A 16101-nucleotide genomic window follows, 5' to 3' on the forward strand; every position below is an offset into this window, starting at 1 on the left:
ACATGCCCCCTGCCGACCGCCTCACGTGGCGGACTTCCAGCTCCAGCAGCAACGGCGAGAACTGCGTCGAGGTCGCGCCCGTCGCCGGCGGCGCGACGGTCCGTGACACCAAGCACCGCGCCGGCGGGACGGTCTCGTTCACGTCCGCCGCGTGGGAAGCCTTCATCGCCGGCCTCACCCGGGCGTAGGAACGGGTTCCACGACGGGAACGGTGCGGCTGCTCGCCACCTGGACGACGGCCGCACCTCCCAGCAGCACCACCGCGCCGGCCACCTGCACGACGTTCAGCGCCTCGCTCAACAGCCACCACGCCAGCACGGTCGCCACCACGGGCTCCAGGAACCCGATCACGCTGGCCGCCGAGGAAGGCAGGTGCCGCAGCGAGAACATGCCCGCCAGGTAAGGCAGCGCGGTCGCCACCAAGGCCAAGCCCGGCAACAAGAGCCACGCCGGCCCGAGTTCGGTCGACTGCCCCATGGGCACCAGCCAGGGCGGGCTGAACACGGCCAGCGCCACCGCGCCGACCAGCATCCCCAACGCGAGCACCCCGAACGGGTCGTGCCGGCCCGCCGCCCTCTCCCCGAGCAGGTAGTAGGCGGCCGTGCAGACCGCCGACGCCAACCCGGCCAGCACACCCGCGGTGTCGAGCCGGAGCGACCGCCACACCTCGCCGATCACCGCCAGACCCAGCAGCGCCACCGCCATCCCCCACCAGACGGCGCCCGCCAACCGCGTCCCGCGCACGAACCGCACCCACAACGCCACCAGGATCGGCGCGGTGAACTCCAGCAACATCGCGATGGCGACGGGGATCCGCGCCGCCGACACGAAGAACAGCAACGGCGCGCCGATCACGCCGAACAGCCCGTACCCGGCGGCCAGCGCCCAGGAGCCACGGGCGAACCGCAGCGCCCGAGGCCGCACCGACGCCACGAAGACCAGCAGCACCACGGCCGCGATGCCGATCCGCGCGCTGGTGACCTGAACCGGCGTCACGCCGACGGCCATCACGGGTTTCGCCATCACACCGGACATGCCGAACGTCAGGGACGACAGCAGCGCCAACGCCAGACCCCTGGTGCTCACGCCGCTTCCGGGCGCCACGGGCTGTTGCCCGTCGTGGGACGGGTGGGGTCGTGGAACTTCGGCCGGTCGGGTTCGTCGGCCCGCAGCGGCACCAGACCGGCCGTGATGGCCCGCATGATCCGTTCGTGCGCCCGCCGCGCGTCCCCCGGATGCCCGTCCCGGAGGTCCGACAGGTCGACCGGCGCGCCGAAGTGCACCTGGAACGTCGGACGCCGGCGCAGCCCGCGCAGGTAGGACGTCAGGTAGGGCTTGAGGTCCGCCCACCCGTCGACCCGGGTGTTGCCCCAGTAGACGGCTTCGTGCGCGCCCCACTGGCTGACCGGGATCACCGGGACCTCGCCGCTCAACGCCAACCGCGCCGCACCGGTCTTGCCGCGTTCCGGCCACAGGCCGGGGTCCTTGCTGATGCCGCCTTCCGGGTACACGGCGAGCGGGTCGCCGCTGCTGCGCAGTGCTTCCACCGCCCGGTGGTAGGCCTCGCCCACGGACGCCGACGCGCGGTCGACGCGCAGGTGACCGGACGCCTTCAGCGCGGGCCCCAGCACCGGGGCGTCGAGCAGCCCGCCCGCCAGCATGAAGCGCGGGGCGACGCCGATCTTGTGGCACGCGGCGATCAGCACGAACGGGTCGAGGTTGCCGATGTGGTTGGACGCGAGCAGCAGGGGACGGCCCTTGAGGTCTGCCGGGATGTCGCCGGTGACTCGAAGCCGTCCGCTCAGACCGACGAACCCGCGGTCGACGGTGGTCAGCACGCGCCACAGCAGTGGTGTGGACACAGCGGGGAAGGCTACGGCGTGTCGACGTGTGGGTGCACTCGATTCAGGGCAACTATGGGCGTCGGGCAACGCACGTCACGTCCTCTGTGACCGTTGTGGCCGGTGGGACTCGAGGGGCTAACTTAGACGCATGGCTGGCCGAACCGGTACCTCGCGCGGCAAGGGCACGACCCGTGGCTCCAGGGCCGGGTCGAAGCCTCGCGCGGCCGCGTCCAAGCCCAGGTCACGTGCCACCACCAGGAAACCCGCGGCCCGCAAGTCGTCCGGCTCGGTGGGCAAGGTCTGGGGTCTGCTCGGGCGCGGTGTCGGCGGTGTGGTGCGGGCGGTCGGCCGCGGCAAGGAGTTGGACCCGGCGCACCGCCGGGACGGTCTGGCGCTGGTGCTGATCTCGCTCGCGGTGATCACCGGTGCGGGCGTGTGGTGGCAGGCGGGCGGCCCGGTGGGGCAGTGGGTGGACGTCGCGGTGCGCAGTTCGGTCGGCGCGCCGGCGATGATCCTGCCCGTGGTGCTGCTGGTGGTCGGCGTGGCGCTCATGCGCACCGACGCGAACCCGGAGGCCCGTCCCCGGCTGGTGATCGGCGGGGTGCTGGTCGCGGTCGGGTTCCTGGGCATGTTCCACCTCATCGGCGGTCTGCCCGCCGATCCCGTCGAGCGCCGCGGTGCGGGCGGTGCCCTCGGCTACCTGGCCGGCGGTTTCCTCGCGCAGGGCCTCACCCCGTGGGTCGCCGGTCCGCTGCTGGTGCTGATCTTCGGCTACGGCGTGCTGGTGCTGGCGCACCTGCCGATCCGCGACGTGCCCGCGAAGCTCGGCGCGCTGCTGCACGGCCGCCGCGCCGAGGACGAGACGGAAGGTCTCGGCCGGGAGGACGACGAGGCCGTCGAGGAGGAGCCCAAGCCGGTCCGACTGCGGCGCCCTTCCCGGCGCAGGCAGGCCGCCGTCCCCGACGAGCAGCAGCCCGAACTGCCGCTGGACGCCGAGGAGCAGCCGCCGCCACCGCCGCGTCCCGCGCCCAAGCCCAAGCCGTCCTCGGAACCCTCCGAGAAACCCAAGCCCACCATGGCGGTGCGCGCGGTCGAGGGCGACTACAAGCTGCCGCCGCCCACCATCCTCAAGGACGGCGACGCGCCGAAGGCCCGCAGCAAGGCCAACGACCAGATGATCGAGGCCATCACCGGCGTGCTGGACCAGTTCTCCATCGACGCCCAGGTCACCGGCTTCACCAGGGGCCCGACGGTGACCCGGTACGAGGTGGAGCTGGGGCCTGGCGTGAAGGTCGAGAAGATCACCGCGCTGACCAAGAACATCGCCTACGCGGTGGCCACCGACAACGTGCGGCTGCTCGCGCCCATCCCCGGCAAGTCGGCGGTCGGCATCGAGGTGCCCAACAGCGACCGCGAGATGGTGCGGCTGGGCGACGTGCTGCGCTCGCCGTCCACGGTCAAGGACAACCACCCGATGGTGATCGGGCTGGGCAAGGACATCGAGGGCCACTTCGTCACCGCGAACCTGACCAAGATGCCGCACCTGCTGGTCGCGGGTTCCACCGGTTCCGGCAAGTCGAGCTTCGTGAACTCGATGCTGGTGTCGCTGCTGGCGCGGGCGACGCCGGACGAGGTGCGGATGATCCTGATCGACCCGAAGATGGTCGAACTCACCCCGTACGAGGGGATCCCGCACCTGATCACGCCCATCATCACCCAGCCGAAGAAGGCCGCCGCCGCGCTGGCCTGGCTGGTGGAGGAGATGGAGCAGCGCTACCAGGACATGCAGGTCAACCGGGTGCGCCACATCGACGACTTCAACCGCAAGGTGAAGTCCGGCGAGATCAGCGCACCGCCCGGCAGCGAACGCGTCTACCGGCCGTACCCGTACATCATGGCGATCGTGGACGAGCTGGCGGACCTGATGATGACCGCGCCGCGCGACGTGGAGGACGCGATCGTGCGGATCACCCAGAAGGCGCGGGCGGCGGGCATCCACCTGGTGCTGGCCACGCAGCGGCCGTCGGTGGACGTGGTGACCGGCCTGATCAAGACGAACGTGCCGTCCCGGCTGGCGTTCGCGACCTCGTCGCTGACCGACTCGCGGGTCATCCTGGACCAGCCGGGCGCGGAGAAGCTGATCGGCATGGGCGACGGCCTGTACCTGCCGATGGGCGCGTCGAAGCCGGTGCGCGTGCAGGGCGCGTTCGTCGGCGACGAGGAGATCGCCGAGATCGTCAACTTCACCAAGGACCAGGCGCAGCCGGAGTACACCGACGGCGTCACGGCGGCGAAGGCGGGCGAGAAGAAGGAGATCGACGCCGACATCGGCGACGACCTGGAGCTGCTGATCCAGGCGGCGGAGCTGATCGTCACGTCCCAGTTCGGCTCGACGTCGATGCTCCAGCGCAAGCTGCGGGTGGGCTTCGCCAAGGCGGGCCGGCTGATGGACCTGCTGGAGACGCGCGGCGTGGTCGGCCCGTCGGAGGGCTCCAAGGCCCGCGACGTGCTGATCAAGCCGGACGAGCTGGACTCGCTGGTGTACCTGATCCGGGGCGGTTCAGCCCCCGACCCGTCCGACGACGGGGACTGAACCGGACCCTCGGACCAGCCGGCTCCCGGATCAGCCGGCCTCGGATCAGCTGGCGCCGAACTCGCGGACGGCCTTGTAGTACAGGTCCGCGGTGCGGTTGCACGCCCAGTTGCCCGCGCACTGGTGGTACAGGTCGGCCTTGAACTTGTCGTCGATGCGGAGCCGGGTCGTCTCGTTGAACCGGCCCTGCCGCTTGTAGTTGCGGTACCCGAAGTCGTGCCGGTGGCACGCGGGCAGGAACTTGAAGCCGAACGGGTTGTCCGGCGACCAGGAGCAGCCGTCGGAGGACCAGTCGAGCTGGTCCCGGTAAGGGGTTCCGGCCCGGATGGAGCTGAACTGGGCCAGGGTCTTGCCGAACACGTAGTCGTCGGTCACGGCCGGGGCGTCGATGGCGGCTTGCGCCGGGCCCGCGCCGACCAGCAGGGCGAGTGAGGTCAGGACGACGGCGAACGCGGCGCGCAGGGATGTCACGGTGGGTTTCCCCCTCGGTCGAACGTCTGTGAGGAGGTTCATACCGGCCCGCGAACGACGTCCGACAGCCCCAATAGGCTCACGGGGAGGCAACACCGGGTGAACTCCTCCGGCGCCGCTTCGGACTCCCGATCCCGCCCGGCTCCCGCTCGCACCCCCGGCCGCCGGCTCGCACGCCCGAGCCGGGGCCCGCGTGCCCGGCGGACCGTTGGCCCGCCGGGCACGGGCGTCCCCGCGGCCGGGCGCGTCGGGTGGGCGAGCCGAACCCCTCCGCACCGGCTCGAACCACCCGGACGCCGTCGGCGCCGGGCACAGCTGGGCAGGGCGTCAGGAGTCGTCGCCCTGGTCGAGGAACCGCCGGATCGCGGGCTCATCCGGGATCTCGTTCTCGTTGTCTATGAGACGTTCGGCGATGGGCAGAGGTTCCTCGGCCCACACCGGGCGGAAGTCGTCGCCGGGCAGCAGGCCGTGCCGGCGGGCGAACTCCTCGGCGGCCTCCCTGATCGACTCGCGCAGCGTGCCCACGACCACGGTCTCGGCGGTGTAGGTCAGCTCGACCAGCAGCGCGCGGATCCGGTCGAGCTGGTCCTCCTGCTCGGACTTCGCGGCCAGCTGCGGCCACAGCCGGCGTTCGAAGACCTCGACGAAGTCGCCGGCGATGCCGTCCGTGGCGGCGCGCAGGTTGGCGAACTTGTCCAGCACGTCGTCACAGGGCACGGCGAGCAGCGCGAGCCGGTTGCCCGCCTCCAGCGCCCACCGCCGGGTGTGCGGCCACCCGCGCCGCCACCGCACCAGCCCGAGCTGGATGGCCCGCCGCAGCACGCGCGGTCGCACGTCACCCATCGGCACCAGCCGGGTGAGGTCGCGGACGCGCACCCGGACCCAGTCGTCCGGGCCTTCGGTGTCCCCGACGCCGAGCACCGCGGCGACGCTCGCGCCCTGCTCGCGCGCCTTCACCAGCTCCGCGATGGCGGGCAGCGAGAAACCCCGGGCCTGCAACCGCTGGACGAGCGTCAGGCGCTCGATGTGGGAGGCGTCGTAGAAGGCCTGCCTGCCCTGCCGTTTCGGCGGGTGGAGCAGGCCCTTGGTCTGGTACATGCGGATCGTGCTGCCCGGCAGGCCCACCCGGACCGCCAGCTCGTCGACCGTCAGCTGCTCCACCCCGGCCATCTTTCTGGGCCGTGGTTAGTCGAGTCAAGACTCTTCGAGTGAACGTTCGAAGAGTCAGAGGTGAAGCAGCATCCGCGAGTTCCCGAGCGTGTTCGGCTTGACGTAGGAGAGGTCCAGGAACTCCGCGACGCCCTCGTCGGCCGACCGCATGATCTCCTCGTACACCTCTGGCGAGACCGGCGTCCCGTCGATCTCCACGAACCCGTGCCGCCCGAAGAACTTCGTCTCGAACGTCAGCACGAACACCCGGGACAGCTGCAACTCGCGGGCCGTCTCGACCAGCCGCTGCACCAGCCGGTGCCCGATCCCGCGCCCCAACGCCTCCGGCGCCACCGCGACCGTGCGGATCTCGGCCAGGTCCTCCCACAGCACGTGCAGCGCGCCACAGCCCAACAGCACGCCGTCCTCCTCGGCCACCCAGAACTCCTGGATGTCCTCGAACAGCGTGACCAGCGGCTTGGTCAGCAACACCTTGCCCGCGTACACGTCGATGAGGGCCTTCATGGCCCGCACATCACCGGTCCGGGCCCGCCGGACGTTGATCGGGTCGTTCACCGCCCCAACGTAACCCGTGCGGGCCGGTTGCCGTCGGTTGACGCTCCCGGTTCACGAAGTGCGACTATGGAGCACTCTCGAGGGCGTTTCATGCGGTTTACTGGCATGGATCAGGCTGTAACTTCTCGGATGGAGGTCTCATGCTCCGAAGCTTCAGGCTGAGCAACCACCGGTCGTTCCGCGATGAGCAGGAGCTGTCGCTCATACCCGCGTATGCCAGAGATCCGCAGGCCGTGCCGGTGGTGGCGATCTACGGGGCGAACGCCTCCGGCAAGTCGAACCTGCTCGACGGTCTGAGCTTCATGGCGGAGGCGGTGCGCGACTCGTTCGGCAAGTGGTCGCCCACGGGCGGCATCCCCCGCCGGCCCTTCCGGCTCGACCGGTCGTCCGATCGACCGTCGGCCTTCGTGGCCGAACTCGTCGAGGGCGGAGTCCGCTACGTCTACGGGTTCGAAGTGGACGACGAGCGCGTGCGGTCGGAGTGGCTCTACAGCTACCCGGAGAAGCGGAAGCGGGTGGTCTTCGAGCGTGAGGTCGACGAGATGAAGTTCGGCACGACCGTGGGCGACGCACGCGCCAAACTCGAAGTGCTCGAAGGCATGTTGCGGCCGAACTCCCTGTTCCTGAGCCTCGCCGGCCAGGCGAGTCTGACACTGCCGGCGGCAGTGCACCGGTGGTTCACCGAGAAGCTGGTGTTCCGGCTGACCGGGCTGGGGCCGGACGAGATGGCGATGAAACAAGTCGTCATGGGAGATGCCTCGAGGCGCCGGCGCTTCGCCGATCTCGTGAAGGCGGCTGATTTGGGTGTTTCCGCCCTGGTAGTCAGCTATTCACATCCGCTCCCTGCGGCGGTAGAGGCGAAGTCGGCACAGAACATCGACATCGACTGGGACATCATCGAAGAAGCACTCGATGATGTCGTCGAAGATCCAGGCGAACGGCGACATCTCTTGAGTGCGCTACGCAGGGCTCTGGATGCGGACGGCAGGATCGGTCTGCGCCACGGCGGCGGCGAGGTCTTCGGTCTGAACGACGAGTCGGCGGGCACCCGCGCCTGGCTCGGCCTGCTCCCGGTGGCGCTGGCCGTGCTGGAGAACGGGGGCGCCCTGGTGGTCGATGAGATAGACGCCAGCCTCCATCCACAACTGACCGCGCGACTGGTGGCGTTGTTCCGCGATCCCGACGCCAACCCGGCCGCGGCTCAGCTCGTGTTCACCACCCACGACGCGAGCCTGCTCAGCCCGGCACTCGGTGAGCAGGTCCTCGAGCGGGACGAGATCTGGTTCGTGCAGAAGGACCAGGACGGCGTCTCCGAGCTGTACCCGCTTACCGACTTCCATCCCCGCAAGGAAGGGGAAAATCTGGAGCGCCGGTACCTCGGTGGGAGTTACGGCGCCGTGCCGAACCTGATGTCCGAAGACTTCGTCGTAGCGGTGCGAGGTAGGGTCGGTGCGGATGATCCGGCGTGACCCGAGTCCACGGCGGCGTCCGGCACGGAGGCAGGCTGCCGACCGGATTCTCGCCGTCTGCTGCGGCAACACCGAGAAGCAGTACCTGGACGGTTTGAAGCGGGTTGCCCGCGTGGTGACCCTGAAGACGGTCGTCAAAGTCGGGTCGCCGGAGCAGTTGGTCGGCTACGCGACAAAGCTCCGGGACAACGGATCGGACAGTTACGACCAGATCTGGTGCGTCGTGGACGTCGACGACTTCGACATCGCGAAAGCGCTCCTCGCAGCAGCCAAAGCCCGGGTGTCGCTCGCGGTTTCCAACCCGTGCTTCGAGCTGTGGCTGATCCTCCACTTCGCGGACCACTCCGCCCACCTGGCCGGCTACAAGCAGGCACGAGCTGTTCTCGAGAAGCACGTGCCGGGCTATAACAAGGAGCTGGACTACTCGACGTTCCACCCGCGGATCGACGCCGCGATCGCCCGTGCCAAGGCGCTCGGCCTCGTCGACCCCTCCGCTACCGTCAACCCCTCCACCACCGTCTGGCGGCTGGTCGAAGCAGCGCTCAACCGCTGACGTCAAGGAGCACCCCGGACGCCGGTTACCCTGAGCACCGTGTCTTCCCCCACCACGTCCAAGCGCGTCGCCATGCTGACCCTCGGGTGCGCCCGCAACGAAGTCGACTCCGAGGAGCTCGCCGGCCGGCTCACCGCCGGCGGCTGGCAGCTGGTGGACGACGAGGCCGACGTGATCGTGGTCAACACCTGCGGCTTCGTCGAGTCGGCCAAGAAGGACTCCGTCGACACCCTGCTCGCCGCCGCCGACAGCGGCGCGAAGGTGGTCGCCGTCGGGTGCATGGCCGAGCGGTACGGCACCGAGCTGGCGGACAGCCTGCCCGAGGCGAACGCGGTGCTCGGGTTCGACCACTACGAGAACCTCGCCGACCGGCTGGACGACGTGCTGGACGGCAAGGCGCTGGAGTCGCACAAGCCGGTCGACCGCCGCACCCTGCTGCCGCTCACGCCCGTGCAGCGGCCCAAGGCCGCCGAAGAGGTGCAGGTCCCCGGCCACGGCTGGGGGCCGCGCGTGCTGCGCACCCGGCTGGAGGACACCCCGGTCGCGCCGCTGAAGATCGCCTCGGGCTGCGACCGGCGCTGCTCGTTCTGCGCGATCCCGAGCTTCCGGGGCGCGTTCGTGTCCCGCCACCCGGACGAGGTGGTGGCCGAGGCCCGCTGGCTGGCCGAGCAGGGCGTCCGCGAGGTGTTCCTGGTCAGCGAGAACTCCACCTCCTACGCCAAGGACCTGCCGCGCGAGCTGGGCGGCTTGGAGAACCTGCTGGAACGCCTCGCCGCGGTGGTCGACCGGGTGCGGGTGTCCTACCTCCAGCCCGCCGAGACCAAGCCCACCCTGGTCCGGGCGATCGCGACCACGCCGAACGTGGCGCAGTACTTCGACATGTCCTTCCAGCACTCCAGCGAGGCCGTGCTGCGCCGGATGCGCCGGTTCGGGTCCACCGACTCGTTCCTCGGCCTGATCTCGCAGATCCGCGCCCTCGCGCCGCAGGCCGGCATCCGCAGCAACGTGATCGTCGGCTTCCCCGGCGAGACCGAGGACGACGTGGCCGAGCTGGAGCGCTTCCTCACCGAGGCGCGGCTGGACGCGGTCGGCGTGTTCGGCTACTCCGACGAGGACGGCACCGAGGCCGAGACGCTGCCGGACAAGCTGGACGCGGACACCGTCGCCGAACGCGTCGCCCGCATCTCCAACCTGGTCGAGGAGCTGACCGCGCAGCGCGCCGAGGACCGCGTCGGCGACGAGGTCGTCGTCCTGGTCGAGACCGCGGAGGACGACGAGAACGACTGCATCGGCCGCGCCGCCCACCAGGCTCCCGAGGTCGACGGCGAGTGCGTGGTCACCAACGCCGACGGCCTCGCCGTCGGCGACCTGGTGCGCTGCCGGGTCGACGCCGCGGAGGGCGTGGACCTGGTGGTCACCGCGATCGAGGTGCTCCCGAGGTGACAGAACCCGCGCGCGTGCCGGTGCTGAACATCGCCAACGTGCTGACGATGTCCCGGCTGGTGCTCGTGCCGGTGTTCCTCTACCTGCTGTTCGCCGAGGACGGCCGCGACCACCGGTGGCGGCTGGCGGCGTTCGCGGTGTTCGCGGTCGCCTCGGTGACCGACCACATCGACGGCAACCTGGCCCGCAAGCACGGGCTGATCACCGACTTCGGCAAGATCGCCGACCCGATCGCGGACAAGGCCCTCATCGGCGCCGCCCTGGTCGGGCTGAGCCTGCTGGGCGAGCTGCCGTGGTGGATCACGGTCGTCATCGCGGCCCGCGAGCTGGGCGTCACGCTGCTGCGGTTCTGGGTGATCCGGCACGGCGTGATCCCGGCCAGCCGGGGCGGCAAGGCCAAGACGCTGGTCCAGATCCTGGCCATCGGGCTGTACCTGCTGCCGCTGCCGGCCGGCCTGGAGATCGTGGCCGTGGTCAGCATGTACGCGGCGGTGGTGCTGACCGTCGTGACCGGTGTCGACTACGTGATCCGCGCGGTCCGGCTGCGGGCGCGCGGCAAGCGGGCGGTGGCGGGGGCGTGACGGCAGCCGACGTCGTGGCCGCGCTCAGGGCGCGCGGTGAGACGATCGCCACGGCCGAGTCGCTGACCGCCGGGCTGGTCGCCGCCGAGATCACCCGGATCGCGGGTTCCAGCGCCGTGCTGCGCGGCGGGCTCGTCGTCTACGCGACCGACCTGAAGACGTCCCTCGCGGGCGTGGACGCCGTTCTGCTCGCCGAACACGGCGCCGTGCACCCCGAGGTCGCCCGACAGCTCGCGGACGGCGCACGGACGCGCTGCGGGGCCACCTGGGGCCTCGGGCTCACCGGGGTGGCCGGCCCGGGCCCGCAGGACGGCGTCGCGGCGGGCACCGTCCACATCGGTTTGTCCGGTCCGTCCGGTTCGGTGGTCCGTTCCATCACTGTCGGTGGTGACCGCCACGAGGTCCGCCGGTCCTCGGTCGACACCGCCCTTGATCTACTCCTGACCCACCTCGAGATCGCCGACGGATGAGATGAGCAGCGCAATCCCGGTCACGCCCGGACACCCGCGCGGGAACTTACCGGCGAGTTCACTCGTTCGCCCTTGGCGGACGTGCCCGCAAGTCACTGCCCGTCGACGGGACGGGTCGGTAACGTGGTGGCACGGCCGGCCGGAAGGAGGCGCGCGATGACCGTGCTGCTACGCGAGGCGATCGGTGATCGGCTCCGCCATGCCCGCACCACCCAACGCCGCACGCTGCGCGAGGTCTCCAGGACCGCCCGCGTCAGCCTGGGGTACCTGTCCGAGGTGGAGCGTGGCCGCAAGGAGGCTTCCAGCGAACTGCTGGCCGCCATCTGCGAGGCGTTGGACCTGCCCCTGTACGAACTACTCCACCTGGTCGCCTCGGACATCGGCGCCGTCCAGCAACCGGTCACCAGCCCGGCCGAGCTCACCGAACGGGCCCAGCCCGCCGCACCGAGCCTGGAGGGCGGCACCCTGGTGCCGGCCGTGATCGGCAACGACCTGTCCGACCTGCGGATCCAGCCGATGCTCACGCACCGGCTGACCACGTCGATCAGCAAGCCCCGCGGCACCGTGGTGGCGGCATAGCACCGGCACGACCACACTCGAAGCCGAGCCGGACCACCGGCTCGGCTTCCCGTCGTGCCCGGACCCCGGCGGGCCCCTGCCGCCCCGGCACGGTCCCGATCACACTGCAACGAGTTGGCAACCCCGCGCGGGGTCGCCGCGTCCACCCGTGCACAGGGCGGGCAGGATGACCGTGTCCACCGAAGTTTCAGGGGTGACTCAGGGTGAACCCGGATATCTCCCCAGGTCGGTGGAAGAGGCACCGGACAACTGACACGATGGAACCAACACCGGCACCGGGTCGTTGCCAATCACGAGCGCGAGCCAGGGAAGTGCGGAGAAGGCAGGCGTAGGAGATGGCCAACCCTTTCGTGAAGGCATGGAAGTACTTCATGGCGGCTTTTTCGTCCAAGATCGACGAGCACGCCGACCCGAAGGTGCAGATCCAGCAGGCCATCGAGGAGGCGCAGCGGCAGCACCAGGCGCTGTCGCAGCAGGCCGCCGCGGTGATCGGCAACCAGCGCCAGCTGGAGATGAAGCTCAACCGCCAGCTCGGTGAGGTCGAGAAGCTCCAGGCGTCCGCACGCCAGGCGCTCGTGCTCGCCGACGAGGCGCGGGCCAAGGGCGACGAGCAGCGCGCCACCGAGTTCGAGAACGCGGCGACCTCGTTCGCCACCCAGCTGGTCACCGCCGAGCAGGGCATCGAGGACCTCAAGACCCTGCACGACCAGTCGCTCCAGGCCGCGTCGCAGGCGAAGCAGGCCGTCGAGCGCAACGCGATGGTGCTTCAGCAGAAGCTCGCCGAGCGCACCAAGCTGCTCAGCCAGCTGGAGCAGGCGAAGATGCAGGAGCAGGTCTCGTCGTCGCTGCGGCAGATGACCGAACTCGCCGCGCCGAGCAACACGCCGTCGCTGGAGGAGGTCCGCGACAAGATCGAGAAGCGCTACACCACGGCGCTCGGCTCGGCCGAACTCGCGCAGAACTCCGTCCAGGGCCGGATGCTGGAAGTGCAGCAGTCCACCACCCAGATGGCCGGCACGTCCCGGCTGGAGCAGATCCGCGCCTCCATGCACGGCGGCAAGGTCGCCGGCGAGGTCACCGGGGCCAAGCCCGGCAGCGCCGCCGCGAGCATCCAGCAGGAGATCCAGCAGCGCGTCCAGCAGTCCCAGTCCCAGCCGGCGCAGACGCAGTCGGCGCCTGTCCAGCAGGCGCCGACCCAGCACCTGCCCCAGCAGAACCCGCCCGCGAGCCAGGGCTGAGAGCGGTGTCCGCGATGGATCATCCGAGGATGGATCCCCGGCGGAAGGTGGCCGGCGAGATCGTCCAGTTCGTCGGCGGCCAGCTCCAAGGTCAAGTCGCGGACCAGGTGAAACGGCGGCTCGCCGCCTGGAACGACCCACGCGCGAAACTCGACCGGCGGTACCGCCGGTCGAGTCGGGTGCTGACGTTCTGGCTGATCGTGCTCGCGATCCTGGCCGTGGTCGGCACGCTGGCGCTGGTCGGCGTGCTGCCGGTGGCGGCCGGGGTCGGCGCGGCCATCGGATTCGCGGGCACCGGAGTGCTGGCGGTGCGCACGAACACCCGGATGCGCGCGATCGACACCGCCCGGAAACAACTGGCCGTCGCCCCGGCCCGGACCCCGCTGCCCGCGCGGAGTTCGGCGGCGAGGCAACCGATGGAACGCCTGGAGCACGCAGAGGACACGCTGCGCGAACTACTCCACCAACTCGACTCCGCGACCCTCACCTCGGTCCCGACCGAGTCGATAGCCCAAGCCCGCGAAACCGGCGCCGAGGCCGCGTCCGCCATCCGGGCCGTGTCACAGCAACTGCAAGCCGTCGAACGCGCCCGCGACACCGCCCCGCCGCTGGACCGGGCACCCCTGGTGGAGGGCGTGCGGCGGCTGCGGGCACAACTGGACGAGGGCGTGGACGGCTACTGCGGCCTGGTCGCAGCCGCCGGGCGGGTGCTGGCCGAGAGCACTGCCTCCAACCCGCGTCAGGTGCTGGGTGAGGCATCCGACCACCTGGCCGGCCTGGCGTCCGCCCTGCGCGACCTGTCTCCCTGGATCTGACCACCAGAAGTCGTGACCTGACCACCAGGACTCGTGCACCCAGGCCTGGCCACCGGAGCTTCGCACCCGAGCCTCACCGTTTGGTCTCACCCACCCGAACTCGACCCTCCGACTTGCCTTCCGCCCCTGATCAGCACTTTTGCTGTTTCTCGCGCCCCCAATGCTTCCAGACCGCCAATAGGTTGTCCTCGGCCGCAAGATCCACTCGAAGAGGCGAACCAGGCCGAAAAGCCCCGAATCGGGGCACTTTCCGCGGTTGAATTTCGTTGCCGAGAACGAAGAGGAGGCGCGTCGGCGAGCACAGCGTCGGTCGAAGGCGCGCGCACCAGGGGACAACTCTGCCCGCCGAACGCCCGCCCTGGGACGCCCTGCCCCTGGCCCTTGGACGCTCTGGACGCCCCGCCCTTCATCACACGCCGGCCCTGTGACGCCGCACCGGTACGGCCGGCTGTGAGGTGGAACTGTCCGCGTGCTGAGGTCCGCGTGCTGAACCCGCCCCGCCTGCCGCTGGACGCATCCCGCCTTGGACGCCCTCACCGGTACGCTGGCTACGAGGCGCGTCCGGCCGGCGTACCGCCCGAGTGCTCACCCCGTCTCGCTCCGGCACGCGCTTCGCCCCAACACCGCCGTGCCGCCCCGCCGCCGCGCCGCCGCTGTGCCACCCACGGCCGCTGTGCCACGCGCCACCGCTCTTCGCCCGGCCATCGCCGTGCGCCCCCACCACCGGCAGTCCGAAGCAACTCGCTGTAACCACACGACCCACCGAAGCGTGACCACCGAGCGCCGGACCAGTGCCGTGCCAAGGGCCGGCCGCAGGACCGCGAGTTAGATCACTATGGGTAGCAGAGCCCGTCCGAAGTGCGCGGCGGTCTGGTATTTCCTGCTGCAATCGTGTGATTATCAGACCGTTACATGGTCGTAGCCGCTACATCGCGTGGCAGGATCCCGTGGTCGGACAGCGGCGTTCGGCTTGGTCGCCGGGGAGGGCATTGAGTGGCGTTGTGGACCGTGCACGGCGATGGCCGTACCACTGACGGTGACGCCGTCAGCCCGCAGGAGCGGCTGAGCTGGCCCCTCACCATCGGCTTCGGCGCCCAACACCTGGTCGCCATGGCCGGCGCCGCGATCCTCGTCCCCGCCTCCACCGGCCTCCCCGTGGGCACCACCCTGCTCTTCTCCGGGGTCGGCACCCTCCTCTTCCTCGTCATCACCCGCAACCGCGTGCCGAGCTTCCTGGGCGCCTCGTTCGCGTTCATCGCCCCGCTCGAAGCCGCCCGCAGCGAGGGCATCGCCGCCCAACTCGGCGGGGTGGTCGCGGCGGGCCTGCTGGTGATCATCATCGGCGTCGCGGTGAAGGCCCTCGGCGTCCGCATGCTCGAGTCCGTCATGCCCCCGGTCGTCACCGGCGCCGTGGTGATCCTGATCGGGCTCAACCTGTCGCACCGCGCGACGACCTCGTTCTCCGAGCAGCCCCTGCTCGCCGTCGTCACGATGGGCATCATCCTGCTCTGCGGCGTGCTGGGTCGGAGGCTCTTCTTCCGGTTCTCGGTGCTGCTCGGCGTGGTCATCGGCTGGGTCCTGGGCTTCGTCCTCGGCATCGTCGACACGACGTCGGTCGCCACCGCCGCCTGGTTCGGCCTGCCCGTCCTGCACGCCCCCGAACTCCGGCCCTCCGTCACGCTCCTCATCCTCCCCGTCGTGATCGTCCTGGTGGCGGAGAACGTCGGCCACGTCAAAGCCGTCGCCGGCCTCACCGGGCGCAACCTCGACGGCAGCGTCGGCGACTCGATCATCGCCAACGGCCTGTCCACGACCCTCGCCGGCTTCGGCGGCGGACCCGGCACCACGACCTACTCCGAGAACATCGGGGTGATGGGCGTGACCAAGGTCTACTCGACCGCCGCGTACGCGGTGACCGGCGTGATGGCGGTCCTCCTCGCGTTCTCCCCGAAGGCCACCGCCGCGCTCGGCACCATCCCGCCGGGCGTCGTGGGCGGCGCCGCGCTGGTCCTGCTCGGCCTCATCACGCTGGTCGGCGTGCGGATCTGGATGGACAACCGGGTCGACCTCGCCAACCCCGGCAACGCCCTGGTCGGCGGCGCGGCACTGGTCGCGGGTGTCGGCGACCTCACGCTCAGGCTCGGCGACATGGAACTCGGCGGCCTGGTCTGGGGTTCGCTGCTGGTCGTCATCCTGCACCCGATCATGCGCTGGCTGCGCGCCGCCCGGCACATCTGACCTGGACCGCGCAGCCGGTGGGCGGCCCGTAGTCGGCCCGGAACTCCTCGATGATCGGCTGGTTCACGCCGTCCCCTGAGTA

At 70.5% G+C, this 16101-nt stretch carries 16 protein-coding genes; 11 read left to right on the plus strand and 5 right to left on the minus strand.

Features of this window, described 5'->3' with window-relative positions; all coding sequences use genetic code 11:
• Nucleotides 1-2 precede the first annotated feature (2 nt).
• Nucleotides 3-188 carry a DUF397 domain-containing protein gene (locus FHS29_RS11150; protein ID WP_184690498.1) on the plus strand — a complete coding sequence of 62 codons (186 nt, stop codon included), beginning with the start codon at nt 3-5 and terminating at the stop codon, nt 186-188.
• Here FHS29_RS11150 and FHS29_RS11155 read toward each other — a convergent pair.
• Nucleotides 175-1086 carry an EamA family transporter gene (locus FHS29_RS11155; RefSeq protein ID WP_312864863.1) on the minus strand — a complete coding sequence of 304 codons (912 nt, stop codon included), beginning with the start codon at nt 1084-1086 and terminating at the stop codon, nt 175-177. The genes FHS29_RS11150 and FHS29_RS11155 overlap by 14 nt on opposite strands.
• Complete coding sequence (locus FHS29_RS11160; protein WP_184690499.1) at nt 1083-1862, minus strand: lysophospholipid acyltransferase family protein; 780 nt, start codon at nt 1860-1862, stop codon at nt 1083-1085. Before FHS29_RS11160 ends, FHS29_RS11155 begins: the two co-directional genes overlap by 4 nt.
• A 130-nt stretch (nt 1863-1992) precedes the next feature.
• Here FHS29_RS11160 and FHS29_RS11165 point away from each other — a divergent pair, with 130 nt between their 5' ends.
• Nucleotides 1993-4437: a DNA translocase FtsK gene (locus FHS29_RS11165; protein WP_184690500.1), complete on the plus strand. Its 2445-nt coding sequence runs from the start codon at nt 1993-1995 to the stop codon at nt 4435-4437.
• Nucleotides 4438-4482: 45 nt separating this feature from the next.
• Here the strand turns inward: FHS29_RS11165 and FHS29_RS11170 are convergent, their stop codons facing one another.
• The 3 genes from FHS29_RS11170 to FHS29_RS11180 all read right to left on the minus strand — a co-directional run bounded on the left by FHS29_RS11170 (nt 4483) and on the right by FHS29_RS11180 (nt 6633).
• Nucleotides 4483-4950: a phospholipase gene (locus FHS29_RS11170; RefSeq protein ID WP_184690501.1), complete on the minus strand. Its 468-nt coding sequence runs from the start codon at nt 4948-4950 to the stop codon at nt 4483-4485.
• A gap of 285 nt (nt 4951-5235) precedes the next feature.
• Nucleotides 5236-6078, minus strand: a complete 843-nt coding sequence (locus FHS29_RS11175; protein ID WP_184690502.1) for a MerR family transcriptional regulator — start codon at nt 6076-6078, stop codon at nt 5236-5238.
• Between the two features lie 54 nt (nt 6079-6132).
• The gene (locus tag FHS29_RS11180; RefSeq protein WP_184690503.1) at nt 6133-6633 is read right to left on the minus strand and encodes an amino-acid N-acetyltransferase; all 501 of its coding nucleotides are present in this window, start codon (nt 6631-6633) and stop codon (nt 6133-6135) included.
• 140 nt (nt 6634-6773) lie between these two features.
• Here FHS29_RS11180 and FHS29_RS11185 point away from each other — a divergent pair, with 140 nt between their 5' ends.
• From FHS29_RS11185 to FHS29_RS11225, 9 genes are all read left to right on the plus strand, one after another.
• The gene (locus tag FHS29_RS11185; RefSeq protein ID WP_184690504.1) at nt 6774-8102 is read left to right on the plus strand and encodes an AAA family ATPase; all 1329 of its coding nucleotides are present in this window, start codon (nt 6774-6776) and stop codon (nt 8100-8102) included.
• Nucleotides 8089-8655 carry an RloB family protein gene (locus FHS29_RS11190; RefSeq protein WP_246440231.1) on the plus strand — a complete coding sequence of 189 codons (567 nt, stop codon included), beginning with the start codon at nt 8089-8091 and terminating at the stop codon, nt 8653-8655. The genes FHS29_RS11185 and FHS29_RS11190 overlap by 14 nt, the downstream gene beginning before the upstream one ends.
• Nucleotides 8656-8694: 39 nt before the next feature.
• Nucleotides 8695-10098 carry a 30S ribosomal protein S12 methylthiotransferase RimO gene (gene rimO, locus FHS29_RS11195; RefSeq protein ID WP_376774407.1) on the plus strand — a complete coding sequence of 468 codons (1404 nt, stop codon included), beginning with the start codon at nt 8695-8697 and terminating at the stop codon, nt 10096-10098.
• Entirely contained in the window at nt 10095-10679 is a 585-nt protein-coding gene (gene pgsA / locus FHS29_RS11200; RefSeq protein ID WP_184690506.1) for a CDP-diacylglycerol--glycerol-3-phosphate 3-phosphatidyltransferase, read from the plus strand. Before rimO ends, pgsA begins: the two co-directional genes overlap by 4 nt.
• On the plus strand, nt 10676-11149 hold the full coding sequence (locus FHS29_RS11205; RefSeq protein ID WP_184690507.1) for a CinA family protein: 474 nt from the start codon (nt 10676-10678) through the stop codon (nt 11147-11149). The genes pgsA and FHS29_RS11205 overlap by 4 nt, the downstream gene beginning before the upstream one ends.
• Before the next feature lie 156 nt (nt 11150-11305).
• Entirely contained in the window at nt 11306-11728 is a 423-nt protein-coding gene (locus FHS29_RS11210) for a helix-turn-helix domain-containing protein (RefSeq protein ID WP_184690508.1), read from the plus strand.
• 335 nt (nt 11729-12063) lie between these two features.
• Nucleotides 12064-12966 carry a PspA/IM30 family protein gene (locus tag FHS29_RS11215; RefSeq protein ID WP_184690509.1) on the plus strand — a complete coding sequence of 301 codons (903 nt, stop codon included), beginning with the start codon at nt 12064-12066 and terminating at the stop codon, nt 12964-12966.
• Nucleotides 12967-12995: 29 nt separating this feature from the next.
• Nucleotides 12996-13781 (plus strand): phage shock envelope stress response protein PspM, encoded by a 786-nt coding sequence (gene pspM / locus FHS29_RS11220; protein ID WP_246440163.1) that lies wholly within the window; start codon nt 12996-12998, stop codon nt 13779-13781.
• Nucleotides 13782-14774: 993 nt separating this feature from the next.
• The gene (locus FHS29_RS11225; protein WP_184690511.1) at nt 14775-16019 is read left to right on the plus strand and encodes a uracil-xanthine permease family protein; all 1245 of its coding nucleotides are present in this window, start codon (nt 14775-14777) and stop codon (nt 16017-16019) included.
• Nucleotides 16020-16101 lie beyond the last annotated feature (82 nt).

It is taken from the genome of Saccharothrix tamanrassetensis (assembly GCF_014203665.1).
Taxonomy (GTDB): Bacteria; Actinomycetota; Actinomycetes; order Mycobacteriales; family Pseudonocardiaceae; genus Actinosynnema; species Actinosynnema tamanrassetense.